Consider the following 15839-nt stretch of genomic DNA (forward strand, 5'->3'; position numbering starts at 1 on the left):
TCTTAACCTTTGTTACTCAAAGTATAGCATCTCTCACTTTGTTTGTCCATTGGATAAACAAAGATTTTAAAAAATTATCTTATAGGCAATGATGGCAGTTATTACCCGCGTTCTTATAACGCCCCAACGGACTCTTCTCAAAAGGATCATTCCTTCCATGATTATTTAAAGTCCTAATTGAGTTCGGCATAGCACTAATCCATAACTTTGTATGTCTAACAAACAAAGATTGTGATAAAATAATGATAATTGCGAATAAGGAGTTTTTATAAAGTGGAAACCATTATATGGAACCAACAGGTCGTCAAAAAGAACAACAAAGCACTTGTATTACAATTAATTATGGAAAAAGAGCCTATTTCTAGAGCGGACATTTCTCAAGTTTCCGGTTTACACAAAACAACTGTTTCTTCTTTAGTAAATGAACTAATAGAAGAAGAACTTATTTACGAATCCGGACCAGGGGAATCCAGCGGCGGCCGTCGCCCCGTTATTCTTCATTTTAATAAAATTGCCGGATATGCGGTTGGCGTTGATATCGGGGTTAACTATGTATTATGTGTCTTGACGGATTTAAAAGGGAATATACTGATTGAAAAAAATGAATCGGTTAACAGGACCCCTTACCCAGCCATCATGAGCAAAGTTCAGACTATGATTAGATCCATCATGGAAGAGATGCCTCAGAGCAGATATGGAATTGTCGGGATTGGAGTAGGTGTCCCAGGAATTGTAAACAAACAAGGTTCTATCCTTCTTGCTCCAAACTTAGGCTGGACCAACATTCAGTTAAAAAAGGACCTGGAGGAATTATTCCAAATTCCAGTCATTATTGAAAACGAAGCAAATGCCGGTGCTTTTGGAGAGCAGCAATTTGGTGCAGGTCAAGAATTTCAAAATATGATATATGTTAGTGCTGGGATTGGAATCGGAGTCGGCATTATTTTAAACAATGAATTATATCAAGGCAAAAATGGATACTCTGGCGAAATGGGACATATGATCATTGATCTCAATGGTAAGCCATGCAGTTGTGGCAGCAGAGGATGTTGGGAAGCATATGCTTCTGAAAATGCACTTCTAGAAACAGCTGACACAGATTCACTTGAGTCATTGATGAATATGGCAGAGAAGCATGATGAAACTGCTCAAAGACTTTTTGGAGAAATTGGAACTTACCTTGGGTTTGGGATTAATAACATTATTAACACCTTTAATCCCGACCAGGTTATCATTGGCAACCGATTAGCACTTGCAAAAGAATGGATTGAACAGTCAATCGAGAAAACCATTGAAAGCCATACACTTGCGAACCATCAAAAAGACATGCACTTGAATTTTTCAAAACTTGGAAAATACTCAACAGCACTTGGTGTCTCTGCCTTTGTTGTGGAGAGCTTTATAAAAGAAGAAGTTAGAACTTCTAGAAATTGAAGTCAATAAATAATCCATGCTTTTTAAAAAAGCTGGGTTATTTATTTTGTATACCCTTTGTTATTTAACAAAACTTAGTTGCATGAATATACAAAGTACCGTTCTTCAGTTATAATAAATTTGTAATGATCTAAACTATTAAAAGGGAGCTAGTATGATGAAAAATTCAAAGCCTAATGATCCTTTAGTTACGCATATTTTTACTGCAGACCCTTCCGCACATGTTTTTGAAGGGAGGCTTTATATTTATCCATCACATGACCTTGATCATAATGAACCTTCAAATGATAATGGTGACCAATACAAGATGGAAGATTACCATATCTTATCCATGGACGATGTAACCGCTCCATGTGTGGACCATGGCGAAGCACTCCATTTAAGAGATATCCCTTGGGCAAGCAAGCAGCTTTGGGCACCCGATGCGGCTTATAAAAACAAGACGTATTATTTATTCTTCCCAGCACGTGATAAAGATGGGATTTTCAGAATTGGCGTAGCAACAAGCCCTAATCCAGCAGGACCTTTTATACCAGAAGAAAATTACATACCGGGCAGCTTCAGCATTGACCCAGCTGTTTTAGTAGATGAAGATGAAAAAGCGTATGTTTACTTTGGCGGGCTTTGGGGAGGACAGTTGGAAAAATGGCAGACAGGAACATATATCCCAGATGCTGAAGGTCCAGCAGCTACAGCACCTGCTATAGGTCCGAGAGTAGCGGAATTAAACGACGATATGCTGACTTTTAAAAACGATCCGCAGGAAATTTCCATTGTGGATGAAAACGGCAATCCGATTCTTGCAGGTGACGAAGACCGAAGATATTTCGAGGGTCCATGGGTTCATAAATACAATGGTCTTTACTATCTTTCCTATTCTACCGGTACAACGCATAAAATTGTTTATGCAGTAAGTGAAAATCCACAGGGGCCATTTGTGTTCAAAGGGACGATCCTTACCCCAGTAAGCGGCTGGACCACACACCATTCGATTGTCGAATTTAATGATAAATGGTATCTGTTCTATCATGATTGCTCGTTATCAGATGGTGTGAATCATAAGCGCTCTGTAAAATATACTGAATTAAAATATAACGAAGACGGAACAATTCAAACGATAGACCCTTATGGGGATAAATAATAAAGTTGAAGGCTGGCCTCATGTTGAGGCCAGCCTTTTTGGTAATCCCGTCAGGCTGGATTACTCAAGTTGCTGAAGCGGAAACGAACGAAGGTATTCCAGTTCTTCTTTACCATCGAATAGTTGATAGTCCCTCCAATGAATGGACAGACACTAGCGTGGAAATGTTTGAACAGACTTTAAAGTATAAATCCATGGCTTATCCACCAATGATTACTCGAAGGACATTGGGACGGTCTTTAAAGTCTTTTGTACCTGCGCCATACCCAATTGATTTTACTTCCATTGATGGAATCGTGCAAAATTCTTCTGCCAGCACTGCTATGATCGCTGCGCCTGTTGGTGTTGTAAGTTCAAATCTCACATTGCTCTGTTCAATCGGTACACCTTTTAAAATTTCTAGAGTAGCTGGCGCAGGTACTGGATAAATACCATGATCGATATGTATTCTTCCTGTACCTACAGGAATCGCTGAAGACTTTATTTTCTTTATGTCTAATTGATGGAGTAGAATGGCAGCTCCGACAATATCAATAATCGAATCGACTGCACCCACTTCATGAAAGTGAACTTTTTCTAATGGGACTCCGTGTATATGCCCCTCTGCTTCACCTATTTTTCGAAAGATTTTTAATGAAGTAGCTTTCACTTCGGCTACTAATTCGGATGATTCAATCATTTTTACAATATCACTGTAGGAACGGTGATGGTGATGGTGATGGTGTTCATGATGATGATCATGCCCATGTTGGTGATCATGCCCATGATGATGATCGTGCTCATGATAATGATCATGCTCATGATGATGATCATGCCCATGATGATGAGTATGCTCTTGATGGTGATCATGCCCATAATGATGAGTATGCTCTTGATGGTGATCATGCCCATGATGGTGATCATCAGCTTGAGTCAATAACACATCAAACTTTGTACTTGTGATCCCATTCTTCACGATTTTCTTCCATTTCAATTGATATTCATCTTCGAAATGAAGCTTTTTTAATTCTTCCACTAAAACAGTTGGATTGGCACCTGCATCCAGCAGACTTCCAATGAACATATCACCGCTGATTCCAGAAAAACAATCGATATAAAGTGTTTTCATTGCTGCTTTGCTCCTTTTTTTGCTAGGTTATCAATCAATACTGCGTTGTATGCCCCACCAAATCCATTGTCGATATTCACCACGCTGATACCGGAGGCGCATGAATTTAACATTGTCAGTAATGCTGACAAACCATAGAAATTTGCACCATAACCAATACTTGTAGGAACGGCTATGACCGGATGTGAAACTAGACCGCCAACTACACTTGGAAGAGCACCTTCCATTCCAGCTACTACTACAGAAACAGTCGCTTGTTGTATTTGTTCAATATTATCAAATAAGCGATGAATCCCAGCTACACCTACATCATAAAAGCGGCGAACTTGACTTCCTAATGCTTCAGCTGTAACCGCTGCTTCTTCCGCTACTTTAAGGTCTGAAGTACCTGCACAAACGATTGCAATGTACCCTTGATCAGGTTCATTACTGTATGTGTCCTTTTTCCAAAACAGAATCTGTGCAACATCGTTATAAATTAATTCAGGATTCACCTGAAGGATGTAATCCGCTTTATCCTTTGAAATTCTGGTCACTAATACATTATTTCCCTTTGATTTGATTGCATCTATGATGGAAAGGATTTGTTCTTTTGTTTTCCCTTCTCCATAAATCACCTCTGGGAACCCTTGGCGATTGTTGCGGTGATGATCGACTTTGGCAAACCCTAAATTCTCATATGTGGCTAACTTTTCTTTCGCCTCTGAAACGCTTAATTTTCCCTCTTGAACTTGTGACAATATTTCTTCCAACAATGTTTTCACACACCTTAAACGATCTTGTTTCGATTGAATGTAAGGTCATGACCTCTACTCCCATGCTGCCACCATGTAATTGGAACTAGAGGTCCCTCTCTCCATTTTGTTTCTACTTCTCAGCCTGCTGCAAAACCTTATTCATGCTGCCGCTTTTGTAGCCAACAAGATCCATTGTAATATAGCTATATCCAAATTCTTGAAGTTTTGCTGTGATTTCTTGATAATGTTCCAATAAGCACTGCATCTCTTGTGGTTCTACTTCAATTCTAGCAATCTCACCATGCGTACGTACCCTTACTTGCCGAATTCCAATGGCTCGAATCGCTTGTTCCGATTGATCTATCCTTTTCAGTTTTTCTATTGTAATGTGCTCTCCATAAGCGATCCTTGATGAAAGACATGCAAAGGAAGGCTTATCCCATGTTGGCAGACCCATTTGTTGGGAAAGCTCACGAATCTCACTCTTATAAAGATCAGCTTCCTGCAGCGGTCCCCTTACGTTATATTCTTTCGCCGCCTTTGTACCTGGTCTGTGTTCCCCGAGATCATCTGCGATTAACCCGAAAGCTACATTATTGTAGTTATGCTCCTCCATGATGGGTACAAGATGCTGGAACAAGCTTTTTTTACAAAAATAGCACCTGTTTGATGTGTTTTCAGAATAACCTGGAATATTTAATTCCGATGTCTGAATAACCTCATGTTTTGCTCCTAGCTGTTCAACGAGTTTAATGGCTTCTTGTAATTCCTCAAAAGGGTAGGTTTCACTATCCGCTGTTACAGCCAATACATTTTCCCTGCCAAGGGTGTCGAGTGCAGCCTTCAATAAAAATGTACTGTCCACACCACCAGAAAAGGCGATGACGACAGTTTCCATTTCCTTTAATATTTCTTGAAGTTTGTTATATTTTAATTCCAGCATGACAATCTCCTTTATTAACGTTTTGGCGCTATTTCAATTGCATGTCTAATCGCCTCAACAAAGCTTTCTTCACTTGCGATTCCTTTTCCGGCAACATCAAAAGCGGTACCGTGATCGACTAATCCCACTCCATTATCCCCTATTACTCTTCCACGTAAGGAATTGTTAGTGGACCTAATGGTAAAACAGCGATAGACATATTTTCTCCGTAGGTTTGCTTTAATTCCTCCAATGTCTGTTCAATATTATGGGTAGGTTTTAACATAGTACTAAGTACTTGTTCATCTGTTAGCTTGGAGTAAACATAGATATCTGCCCAAACTTGGGTGACGGCCTGCTTCTGAACCTGCCATTGATCGAACATCTTAAAATTTGAATCATTGATAAGGTCTAATAAAGCTTGAGGGCTATCAGCGAGTTCAAAAATCTTAGAGTAGTTTCCGTGACTTGGAAGTCCATCCGAGCATTCAGAAGCGACAATAATCGTTCCGCCTTCTTTAACAATTTTATGTGCCGCACTCATCCCTTTAACGGCTTGATAAAGATTTTGGTCGAGTGGGTAACCCGAATTGGATGTAATAACGACATCAAATCGATCCTCACACTTGATCATGGCATGTTCTTTTACAAATTCACACCCTTTATCGTGAGCCTCATACAATTCTCCGGCAAATACTGATGTGATTTCCTTTTCTCTATTTAATGTTACATTAAACATGAAATTAGGCTTACACATCCGATTGATTTCACGAGTCATCTCTTGAACAGGATTATCATCCATATTTCCCCATGTTGAACGAGCATCCCCAATCATTCTTGCATTGTGGAAGGTCATGATGGTTTCAATACCCGCAATTCCAGGCATAATCCCTTTTGGTCCCCCAGAAAATCCAGCAAAAAAATGTGGTTCAATAAAGCCTGTGACAATGCGAAAATCAGCTTCAACGTATTCTTTATTTAAATAGACATCACAACCAAACTTGCTTTTTCCAACATTCGACAATGTTTCTTTATCATGGCATTGATTGTTGATGATTCTTATATTATCTACAACCCAATCTCCAAGCATTTGAACAAATTCTTCCCTTGTTTGATCACGATGGGTACCTGTTCCGTTAATAATAACAAAATTTTCAAATGGAACATGACCAAGTTCTTCAATTAGTACGGGTACCATCTTGTGATTGGGTGTTGGTCTCGTAATGTCACTGATAACAATGGCCACTTTATCCGTTGCTTTCACCATTTCTTTTAAAGACGCTGTGCCAATTGGATTTCTTAATGCCTCTTTTAGTGCTTCCATATCATTTTCTAAACCTGGTAAATGATTAGGTTCTACAATAAACGCATCATTAGGTAACTGAAGAGTAAGGCCAGTTTTTCCATATAGTAAGGTTGTTTCCATTACAAATCCCCCGCTTTTTTGTTTTTGTTCATTCATGCCGTATTCTGTTTTCTAAAAGGATGAAATAACCACACCCCTGAGAGAGTACTCAGGGGTGTTAATTTAATTACGCAATATTTTGAGCACCTTGCTTCTTATTTACTATTTCACTTTCTAAAGTACCATCAATTCCTTTTCTTTTTTGATACTTATCAACTAAGATAACAGCAATTGGACATAAAACAGCTGTTGTAAGGACGGCAATAGAAATTTGCGCTGTTGCCAGGTTGGCAATTTCAGCATAGCTAGCTGCTTCCGCTTTACTCATCATCCCTGAACTTGCCGCAACAGCAGCTGCCGCTGCTATGGCTGCTGGAGTACCAACTGCATTACCTGCCGTAGAGGCTTCCGCCCATGGTGCAATTTGGCTTTTCTCTCTAAATAATTTAAATACTAACATACCAGTAGTCCCTGTTAGAAGAGTCGTAAGAATTCCGAGTGTTAAACCTGCTGCTACAACAGAAGGATTGAAGAAATTAGCAAAGTTCATGCCAGCACCTAAAGCGAAAGCAAAGAATGGTACCGGTAAAATTTCTCCTGGCTTTAGGAATTCACGGATCTCAGGATCTAAGTTTCCTATTATCATTCCAATACCAATTGGTAATAAAACGGCGATAAAGGCGATAACCGGGAATTTGGAGCCTAATAAACCTAAAGACATTAGTGTAAAGAATGGACCGTCATTTAGCGATAAAACCGCAACTGCTCCTACATCGGAACGGTTTCCATATTGGCCAGTTAAGGCTGCATACATTCCACCATTTCCGTTTGTCATTGCCGCAATAATGGCAATCGTAGAAAGACCAAACAATCCTGCCATAGGGTCAAAAAAGTATCCAAAGAGAACACCAATCCCTAATCCTGTTAAATATTTAGAACTTGTAAGTAAGACACCTTTTTTTAAGGCTGTTCCCCCTACTCTTAAATTCATTTGACTACCTGCACAGAAAAGGAATAATGCAATAAGAACTAATGCACCATTTTTAAAAAGGGCTTCAGAAAATCCGCCTATTCTTAACATTTCATAATTGCCTTCAGCTGTTTGAGCTACACCTAGAGATTTTAAAAAGTCCATAATAACCGGCAAATGTAGTTGATCAATCGTATTTAGTAAAGCTCCTAACATAAGAGGGACAACCATCAGACCTCCAGGGACCTTTTCAATCGCTTGTTTAATTTTCATGTTACCTAACCACCTTTCCAGAATTTAATGTTTGATGGTAAAAAAAGGATCTAACTACTTGTTCTGCACTCTCAGCTAATAATTCTGCCGCATTCTTGATGGCTTCATTTAATGTCATAGGCTTGTTTATAATACTGCTAACGCTTACAATTCCGTGTTGATATAACACATCAATACCTGTACCAATAGAGCCAGCAACAATAACAGTTGGAATATTCTGTATCTTTGCCGCCTGAGCTACCCCCATCGGAGTCTTGCCTGAGGCAGTTTGGAAATCCACTTGACCTTCTCCTGTAATAACAAGGTCAGCTCCTTCAAGAGCCGTATGAAGTCCTGTATGTTCAATAACTACATCAATACCTCGTTTCATTTGGGAAGGAAAAAAGGCTTGAAATGCCCCGCCTATTCCACCAGCTGCTCCGGCTCCTGGTAAATCGTGAAGATGGACACCGGTTACTTTTTCAACTTCATCTGCCCAATGAGCTAGACTAGCATCTAATATTTTAACCATCTGAGGGGTTGCTCCCTTTTGGGGACCAAACACATGGGATGCTCCATGTGGTCCAATTAAAGGATTTTCTACATCCGAAGCAATAAGAAACTTGCAATATGGTATTCTCTCGTCAAACTCGCTTAAATCAATCGAACTGATTTTTGTGAGCTCGGCACCACCAGTGCAAATTTTGTTTCCCTGTTCATCTAATAGTGATAAACCAAGAGCCTGAAGCATTCCAGCCCCGCCATCATTGGTAGCTGAACCTCCCAGTGCTAAGATAAATGATGCAAAACCATCATCTAAAGCCTGTTTAATAAGTTCCCCTGTTCCAAAGGTAGTCGCTTTTAAGGGATTAAGCTCCTCCCGGGGAATCAGTGGTATTCCAGAGGCCTTTGCCATTTCGATGACACAGGTCTTTCCATCACCCAATATGCCATATTCAGCCTCAACCTTTTGACCTATCGGTCCGGTAACATTAACCGGGACTTTTTTTCCATTGGTGGCAGCTACTAAAGTCTCTAACGTCCCTTCTCCACCGTCAGCAACAGGAATGCATAGAGTTTTCGCATCTGGAAATGCCTTTTTAATGCCTCCTTCTATTGCTCTAGCTGCCTCAATTGCACTTAAACTCCCCTTAAACGAATCAGGGGCTATCACAATCTTCATAAATTCTCCACCTACTTTTCGAAAGTGCTATCATTACTTCTTTTTCATTATACTAAGCTTGATTAAAGAATACATCGTGTGTACTATATAAAGAAAGAGACTATTTTTTCTGATTTTTTGTACGATTTAACTAACTTTTCGGGGGAAAATGATGTTAACAAGAGAAATTGCCCAAACCATTGTAATAGAAACCTCGCTTCGCCTTAATAGAAATATAAACATAATGGATGAAAAGGGAATTATTATTGCCTCCGGCGATCCTTCTAGGATAGACGATATTCATGAGGGGGCACTTGAAGTTTTAAAAAGCGGAGAAACACTTATTATTCCTTTCAATGAAAAGGAAGTTTGGAGAGGAGCTCATCCCGGCATCAACCTGCCTATTGTTTTTCAGGATAGGATTGTCGGAGTGATTGGGATTACTGGAAATCCCGAAGAATTACGGGAGCTAGGCGGCATCGTAAAAATGACTACTGAGCTCATGATTCAAGAAAAATTTATCGCTTCTCAATTGGAATGGAAACAGAGAACGAAAGAAATGCTTATCGAAGAACTTTTGAAAAATTCTCCCTCCTATAGTAATATTGAACGCTGGCTAAACCTAGTTGGCCTGAACCTTCGGGAACCATTTATCACAACTGTCATTCAAATGACGGATCGCATCATCGCGAATCAATCGTTAATCAATAAAATAGAAGGATTAATTGGTGAAAAACACTGCCTTGTAGGTTTTATCAATATTAATCGAATGTTTATTGCTTTTTCCGGTTGCAGTGAGCAAGAATCAGACAAAAAGCTAAACAGTATTTACGTGGAATTGAAAAAGCTTAAGTTAAAATTCCGACTTGCTTTTAGCACTCCTTTTATATCATTGAGTAAGTTTAATCAATCCTATATTGATTGTGACCTAGCCCTTCAAATCAGTGATGAAAAAGAGGATTTCATTTCATTTGTTAAAGTAGAACCGAAAGCATTAATTTATAAAATAGATCGTGCTTGGGGAGAAAAGTTTACAAATAGAATCATGAATAAAACCTTAGTTAAGCATGCTGATACTTTAGATGTTTTTTTCAAAAATAACTTAAATATTCAACAAACTGCCGATGACTTATATCTCCACCGAAACACACTCCTTTATCGACTTAGTAAAATAGAAAAAGACACGGGGTATGATCCAAAAAAGTTTAAAGATGCGTTGACACTACAGCTCGCTCTTTGGTCTGATAAGAGACTAAAATCCGGTGAACTGTGAGCACAAAAGTGTCAGGCCACAAAAAACTAACCCGAGATTGAAAAAAGAAGCTTCCCCAAGTTTGCTCAACTTATGAGAAGCCTCGATAGGTCTCCCGTATTGCTATGGGAGACCGGTATTTAAAATTCAATTTTAATCTTTTGTGAATCGCTGATTTTTTTCCTTTCCTTATCGAATACATCACTAGTGGTTATTTCAATCCAGTTGATGTCTTTTGCTTCATTTGAATGATCATCTTTATGACCTTCTTCTTCACTCTTCTTATCTTTATGCGCATGGCTGTCTGATGCATTGACAATAAAACCAAGGTTTCCATACTTTGTGCTATTGCCTTCTATTTCCCCATTTAACTCTTCAAGGTAAATATCTTTTTCCCAATCAAAGGTTTCACCTGTGTTCGTTTTAAGCAAAGCAATCGGTCCAAAATTCACTTTCTCATTAGAGGTGTTTTTAATCTCAACAAAAACTTTAACAAAATCAAATTCTTCATCATGTGTTAACACATGAAAATAGTCGATCATACTATAATCCGGTCTTAAATGAATCCATTTCATTTCTTTTACTGTTAATTCTATCGGTCCAACTTTATACGTTTTGGTTACGTTTTTGATAGCTTTTAATGCAGCTTCACCTTTTCCATCAGCATACGTCTGACCAACCTTTTGCAATGTTCGGTCATCTGTTACTTGAGGGTTAGGCTGGTACTCGTCCATTAAGTTCAAATGGTGCTACACAAGAACCTCCAACTATCAGCTCATTAAAAAATGATGAAGCCACGTCTTATCGAATCAAACAGCTTGAAGATATCGCTATGTACTATTATTGGCATGGCGGCGACATTAAAAAAGCTGAAACTGAAATATTTAAGGGTATTACCTTAAAGGGTAAATATGATGTTGTTGAAAATGCATTTATCCAAGCCACGTTAATAGATCCATATAGTATTGATTTGAAATTCTCATTAGCATCTACTCAAATCATTCAGAAGAAGATTCCGGACGCTCTTCAAATTTACAAACAAATATTACATTTAGACCCTAATCACTTTAATACCAATCTAGTCTATGGAGTATACTCTCGCATAAATGGAGACGAAAAAACCTATAATCGTTCCATTGCAAAGTTAAAAAAGATAGATTCGAAAAAGGCAAATGAATATCTTCAAAAAATAAAGCAAACGGAAGAAACAATGGAAGAAAAGTTAAATGTTGAGGTTCCAGCAAACCTGCCAGCAAATGGCCATGCCATTGTAATATTGGGATACGCTCTAGGCGAGGACGCGTCAATGAAACCAACACTTATCGAACGATTAAAAGCAGGTCTTGCAATTGCTAAAAAATATCCAAACTCAAAAATTATTGTATCAGGCGGCGTTCCTAAACAGGGTGTTACCGAAGCTGATGCCATGAGCAAGTGGTTGATTTCGCAAGGAATTCCAAAGGAAAGAATTCTTCTTGAAAGTAATTCAACAGATACTGTTGAAAATGGACTTTTTTCAACTGCTATCCTTGAAAAAGAGAACATAAAGGATATAACTCTCGTTACCAGTGCAAGTCACATAAGAAGAGCTTTAACTGTTTTTAAAGAAGCCAGTGACTTTTATGATAAAATGAATGGCAAAAAATCAAATAGAAAATTTACGAACATGGTTTATTTAGATTACGCTTCATTAGCTGAAGCCCAAAAAGTACCTAACGATGAAAAGCTTGTGATTTATCGGGACCTTTTTAGAACTTCAGGAATTTGGCAATATCCTGGTCTACAAAGATAAATCAAGTCTGGAAATCACTCTTGCTACAAACTTAAAAATAGTAGGAATTTAATTTATATGCAACCTAAAACAGTTCAATTTATCGAACTGTTTTTTGTTCTTTTCTAAAATAAATCGTAAAACTGACTACAACTTATTAAATAACCTCACTAGCATCTATTTTTAGTAAAGGGCACCATTTAGTTGCTGCCAGACATTATTGCCGCCCTAAGGTGAGAGTGTGTAATATCTTTTACGCTGTGTGCAGATGAATTCCAGGTTTTAGTTTTTGTTCGTAAACTTTTCACGAGTTAATTTGGGAACAAATAACGATAAAAAGAAGGAACGGGATAAACTAAATACGACAAACGCTATCCATAATCCATGATTTTGATATTGAGGTACAAACAACCAAAGCGCAATTAAAAAGACCATCAATGCTAGAGCAATGGAATCCCTGATAGATTTTGCCTCAGTAGCACCAGAAAAAATTCCTTCTAGCTGTAAACCCCAGAATCCAAAGATGGGAAACACAAGCATCCACACTAGGTAATCCTTTGACATAGCTTTTACGTCTGGAATTGTCGTGAATAAGGAGACGATATTTTCACCAAAAGTAAATATACTTAAACTCAAAAGAATTGCCGAGGCTAATCCCCACTGAGCTGAAAGAGTAAACGCACGCTTATAAAGGAACTGATTTCCTCCACCTATAGCTCTGCCAACCATGATACTAGAAGCATTCGCGAAACCACCAAATAAATAAGCGATTATATAGTGAATTTGTAGTAGGATGGCATTAGCCGCTAACGTCACTTCACCCATACTTGCACCTTTAGAAGTAAAAATCACGGTCATCGTAAGCAAACAGACAGTTCTCAGGAATAAATCCCGGTTTATTTTCATCATCTTTTTTATGGGTTTTGTTTCTATCAACATTGATAACTTTATACCGATTAGTTTCTCTTTATTCGTCAAATATAGAATCCATGCCCCTAATACAACAGAACTAACCTCAGCTATAAGAGTAGCGTAAGCAACACCCTTAACTCCCATTCCTAATCCGAAAACAAAAACAAGGTCTAATATAATGTTTAAAACATTCATCCATATTTGAGTAGTCAAAGCTAAGCGGACCTTTCCCATTCCAATAAGCCAACCAATCATGACATAGCTTAGTAGAATAAACGGTGCTCCCCAAATTCGAATAGAAAAATAAGTGGAAGCAACGGATATTACAGCTTCACTTCCTCCAATGAATGTTAAGGCAATTGCTAGAATGGGATCTTGCAAAAGGATAAAAATTAATCCAAACAATATAGCTAATATCATTGGCCTAAGAAAATATAGTATTATTTCACTTTGATTATTTGCACCTTGCGCCTGAGAAGTAAATCCACTTGTACTCACTCGAAGAAATCCTAGTAGCCAGTACATCGTATTAAAAATAACGGCACCAACAGCTACTCCACCAATTGAAGCCGGATTAGGAATTCTCCCAACGACTGCTGTATCAACAGCCCCTAAAATTGGTGTTGAAATACCTGATACAATAAGTGGAATGGCCAACACTAAATACTCTCTATGGCTATAAAATGTAGTGTTATTTGAGACCATTGAATCTGTTGCCAATTTCATAAATTCCTGCTCCTTAATGGGTAACTTAATCGCTTGAAGCTATTTGAATTAGGGTTTCCACATTGATACTACATCCTGAGCAAATTTTAATCATTTGAAACCTTAACCAAATAAGTAGTATGAGGTTAATAACCTATTAAAGTATAATTTCTTTCATAATGTAGAAAAAGACAGGTTCCCCTGTCCTTGCGGATACATCATACTATATTCTTACATTTTAAAAGGTCTTGATCGCACGTATTACACCTGCTTTTTGCCCCAGGAATATAGTAACGGAATTTTTCCTTTTGAATGTTTTTGGAGCCGTCTTTAGCAACTTATTTTAAGTTTATTTTATCTGACTTTACGATTATTTAAATGTCCACTTTTGCTAACCCAGTTTCATCTTCGTTGTAAGTGTACGAAAACGTGGGTGTTCAGCAAGGATGGAGTCTCTTAATCGTTTAACTATAGGATGTTTGGAGGAAAAAAATTGGTCTTTTGAATCGTAAAGCTCTATCAATTCTCCTTTTTCAAGGACACCAATTTGATCAGATATCGAAAAAGCTGCTTTAATATCATGTGTGATAAAAAGATAGGATAAACCGAAATCATCCTTTAATTTACTTAATAATTTTAAGATTAAGCTTTGTGTAACCATATCTAAACTACTTACTGATTCGTCAAGGACGATTAACTTCGGTTTAAGAGCAATTGCTCTCGCAATATTTATCCTTTGCAATTGTCCACCACTAAATTGATGAGGGTACTTTTTTAGATCCCTTTCACTTAAGCCTACTCTTTCTAATAGCTCTATAACCCTTCTTCTTTTTTCCCCTACAGATAGCTTTTCAAAGTTCTCCAATGGCTCGCTTATAATTTGTTCGGCTGTCATTCGGGGATTAACAGCAGAATATGAGTCCTGAAATACAACTTGGAGATCACGGCGTATTTTTTGTTGGGTAGCTTTATTTAATTTGTAAATGTCATGTCCTTGAAACAAAACCTGACCTTGCTGTGGGCGTTGAATCCCGAGAATTACTTTCCCTAAGGTACTTTTACCAGCTCCGCTTGTACCAATTAATCCCAAACATGTCCCTTCTTCAATAGCAAAGGAAATCTCATTAAGAATATTATTTGTTGGATTATTCCCTTTAGAAAGTCTTTTAGAATTATAGCTAAAGTTTACTTGTTTTACCTGTAATAAGCTCAATGGCTTCACCCCTTGGAAAATTCGTTTTGCCCGTTACAACATATTGGTGTAGGGTTGTTTTTGAGAATATAAGGTCGGTCTAGTCTTTAACAGCTTCTTCGTGTACTCATGTTGTGGCTTATCAAATAATTCAAAAACATTTGCTGTTTCAACTATTCTCCCATTTCGCATCACGATTACATCATCAGCCAATTCAGAAATAACTCCAAGGTCATGAGAAATGAGTAGAATAGATGTTCCATACTCAGAACGAATCTTATCTAATAGATGCAGTACTAATGATTGACTATGAAGATCAAGGGCTGTAGTGGGCTCATCGGCAATAATAACAGCTGGCTCCAGGCAGGCAGCTATGGCAATCATCACCCGTTGCAGCATACCACCACTTAATTGGAAAGGATAGTTTTTCAACAATTTAGCCGGGTCCGGCAGGTTAACACTTTCCATCACACCAATCGCAAGCTCCTTTGCCTGCTTTTTGTTTAGTCCTGTATGAGATTGAATGGTTTCAATAAATTGATGACCAATCGTAAACACGGGAGTAAAAGCATTCATCGGATTCTGCATGATAAAAGCAATATCCTTACCGCGAATTTTCCGCATTTCTTTGTTTGCTAGACCATTCAATTCCCTGCCTTGCAGTGTAATACTCCCTCTAATATCCACATTTTTCATATCATGGAGCTGGAGGATCGACATACTTGTAACCGTTTTTCCACAGCCGCTTTCCCCGACAAGACCTAAGATCTTGCCCTTTTTTATTCCAAATGAAATAGCCTGAACGAGTGTGGCAGAACCTTCATTAGTTCTAACTTGCACATGTAAATCTTTTACCTTTAAAATATCTTCCATTTT

General features: G+C 38.2%; 13 protein-coding genes and 2 pseudogenes. 4 read left to right on the forward strand and 11 right to left on the reverse strand.

Annotated features, from left to right (window positions below; all coding sequences use genetic code 11):
- The first annotated feature begins 273 nt into the window (after positions 1–273).
- Both MLOOGBEN_RS23360 and MLOOGBEN_RS23365 read left to right on the forward strand, forming a co-directional pair.
- Positions 274–1434, forward strand: a complete 1161-nt coding sequence (locus tag MLOOGBEN_RS23360) for an ROK family protein (RefSeq protein WP_368737819.1) — start codon at positions 274–276, stop codon at positions 1432–1434.
- A gap of 154 nt (positions 1435–1588) precedes the next feature.
- Positions 1589–2575, forward strand: a complete 987-nt coding sequence (locus MLOOGBEN_RS23365) for a glycoside hydrolase family 43 protein (RefSeq protein ID WP_179160675.1) — start codon at positions 1589–1591, stop codon at positions 2573–2575.
- 199 nt (positions 2576–2774) lie between these two features.
- Here the strand turns inward: MLOOGBEN_RS23365 and larC are convergent, their stop codons facing one another.
- The 7 genes and pseudogenes from larC to MLOOGBEN_RS23400 form a co-directional block, all read right to left on the reverse strand.
- The gene (gene larC, locus MLOOGBEN_RS23370) at positions 2775–3683 is read right to left on the reverse strand and encodes a nickel pincer cofactor biosynthesis protein LarC (RefSeq protein WP_179160676.1); all 909 of its coding nucleotides are present in this window, start codon (positions 3681–3683) and stop codon (positions 2775–2777) included.
- Complete coding sequence (gene larB / locus MLOOGBEN_RS23375; RefSeq protein WP_179160677.1) at positions 3680–4438, reverse strand: nickel pincer cofactor biosynthesis protein LarB; 759 nt, start codon at positions 4436–4438, stop codon at positions 3680–3682. The genes larC and larB overlap by 4 nt, the downstream gene beginning before the upstream one ends.
- Positions 4439–4550: 112 nt before the next feature.
- On the reverse strand, positions 4551–5363 hold the full coding sequence (gene larE / locus MLOOGBEN_RS23380) for an ATP-dependent sacrificial sulfur transferase LarE (RefSeq protein WP_179160678.1): 813 nt from the start codon (positions 5361–5363) through the stop codon (positions 4551–4553).
- 14 nt (positions 5364–5377) lie between these two features.
- Positions 5378–5482 (reverse strand): annotated as a pseudogene (locus tag MLOOGBEN_RS28990) (4-hydroxythreonine-4-phosphate dehydrogenase PdxA); the annotation flags it as partial.
- A gap of 23 nt (positions 5483–5505) precedes the next feature.
- Complete coding sequence (gene larA, locus MLOOGBEN_RS23390) at positions 5506–6768, reverse strand: nickel-dependent lactate racemase (protein ID WP_179160679.1); 1263 nt, start codon at positions 6766–6768, stop codon at positions 5506–5508.
- Between the two features lie 106 nt (positions 6769–6874).
- Positions 6875–7990, reverse strand: coding sequence for a 2-keto-3-deoxygluconate permease (locus tag MLOOGBEN_RS23395; protein WP_179160680.1), 1116 nt, complete (start codon positions 7988–7990; stop codon positions 6875–6877).
- Position 7991: 1 nt separating this feature from the next.
- Positions 7992–9152 carry a glycerate kinase gene (locus MLOOGBEN_RS23400; RefSeq protein ID WP_179160681.1) on the reverse strand — a complete coding sequence of 387 codons (1161 nt, stop codon included), beginning with the start codon at positions 9150–9152 and terminating at the stop codon, positions 7992–7994.
- 151 nt (positions 9153–9303) lie between these two features.
- On the opposite strand from MLOOGBEN_RS23400, the gene MLOOGBEN_RS23405 reads away from it, so the two are divergent.
- Entirely contained in the window at positions 9304–10404 is a 1101-nt protein-coding gene (locus MLOOGBEN_RS23405; RefSeq protein ID WP_179160682.1) for a CdaR family transcriptional regulator, read from the forward strand.
- Between the two features lie 119 nt (positions 10405–10523).
- Here MLOOGBEN_RS23405 and MLOOGBEN_RS23410 read toward each other — a convergent pair.
- Positions 10524–11114 (reverse strand): annotated as a pseudogene (locus MLOOGBEN_RS23410) (hypothetical protein); the annotation flags it as partial.
- Positions 11115–11215: 101 nt separating this feature from the next.
- On the opposite strand from MLOOGBEN_RS23410, the gene MLOOGBEN_RS23415 reads away from it, so the two are divergent.
- A complete protein-coding gene (locus tag MLOOGBEN_RS23415) occupies positions 11216–12175 on the forward strand; it encodes a YdcF family protein (protein WP_179160683.1) in 960 nt (319 codons plus the stop codon).
- Positions 12176–12436: 261 nt separating this feature from the next.
- Here the strand turns inward: MLOOGBEN_RS23415 and MLOOGBEN_RS23420 are convergent, their stop codons facing one another.
- From MLOOGBEN_RS23420 to MLOOGBEN_RS23430, 3 genes are all read right to left on the reverse strand, one after another.
- A complete protein-coding gene (locus tag MLOOGBEN_RS23420; RefSeq protein WP_256989246.1) occupies positions 12437–13792 on the reverse strand; it encodes an MATE family efflux transporter in 1356 nt (451 codons plus the stop codon).
- 370 nt (positions 13793–14162) lie between these two features.
- Positions 14163–14984 carry a nickel import ATP-binding protein NikE gene (nikE, locus tag MLOOGBEN_RS23425; RefSeq protein ID WP_179160684.1) on the reverse strand — a complete coding sequence of 274 codons (822 nt, stop codon included), beginning with the start codon at positions 14982–14984 and terminating at the stop codon, positions 14163–14165.
- A gap of 33 nt (positions 14985–15017) precedes the next feature.
- Complete coding sequence (locus MLOOGBEN_RS23430; RefSeq protein ID WP_179160685.1) at positions 15018–15836, reverse strand: ABC transporter ATP-binding protein; 819 nt, start codon at positions 15834–15836, stop codon at positions 15018–15020.
- Positions 15837–15839: the final 3 nt, after the last annotated feature.

Source organism: Bacillus sp. EB106-08-02-XG196 (assembly GCF_013396335.1).
Taxonomy (GTDB): domain Bacteria; phylum Bacillota; class Bacilli; order Bacillales; family Cytobacillaceae; genus Neobacillus.

What these genes read in the sequence shown, in the direction of transcription:
- MLOOGBEN_RS23400 (WP_179160681.1), bottom strand. Translation starts at nt 9,152, where the DNA reads ATGAAGATTGTGATAGCCCCTGATTCGTTTAAGGGGAGTTTAAGTGCA.
- larA (WP_179160679.1), bottom strand. Translation starts at nt 6,768, where the DNA reads ATGGAAACAACCTTACTATATGGAAAAACTGGCCTTACTCTTCAGTTA.
- larC (WP_179160676.1), bottom strand. Translation starts at nt 3,683, where the DNA reads ATGAAAACACTTTATATCGATTGTTTTTCTGGAATCAGCGGTGATATG.
- MLOOGBEN_RS23430 (WP_179160685.1), bottom strand. Translation starts at nt 15,836, where the DNA reads ATGGAAGATATTTTAAAGGTAAAAGATTTACATGTGCAAGTTAGAACT.
- MLOOGBEN_RS23365 (WP_179160675.1), top strand. Translation starts at nt 1,589, where the DNA reads ATGATGAAAAATTCAAAGCCTAATGATCCTTTAGTTACGCATATTTTT.
- MLOOGBEN_RS23420 (WP_256989246.1), bottom strand. Translation starts at nt 13,792, where the DNA reads ATGAAATTGGCAACAGATTCAATGGTCTCAAATAACACTACATTTTAT.
- MLOOGBEN_RS23415 (WP_179160683.1), top strand. Translation starts at nt 11,216, where the DNA reads ATGTACTATTATTGGCATGGCGGCGACATTAAAAAAGCTGAAACTGAA.
- larE (WP_179160678.1), bottom strand. Translation starts at nt 5,363, where the DNA reads ATGCTGGAATTAAAATATAACAAACTTCAAGAAATATTAAAGGAAATG.
- MLOOGBEN_RS23405 (WP_179160682.1), top strand. Translation starts at nt 9,304, where the DNA reads ATGTTAACAAGAGAAATTGCCCAAACCATTGTAATAGAAACCTCGCTT.
- MLOOGBEN_RS23395 (WP_179160680.1), bottom strand. Translation starts at nt 7,990, where the DNA reads ATGAAAATTAAACAAGCGATTGAAAAGGTCCCTGGAGGTCTGATGGTT.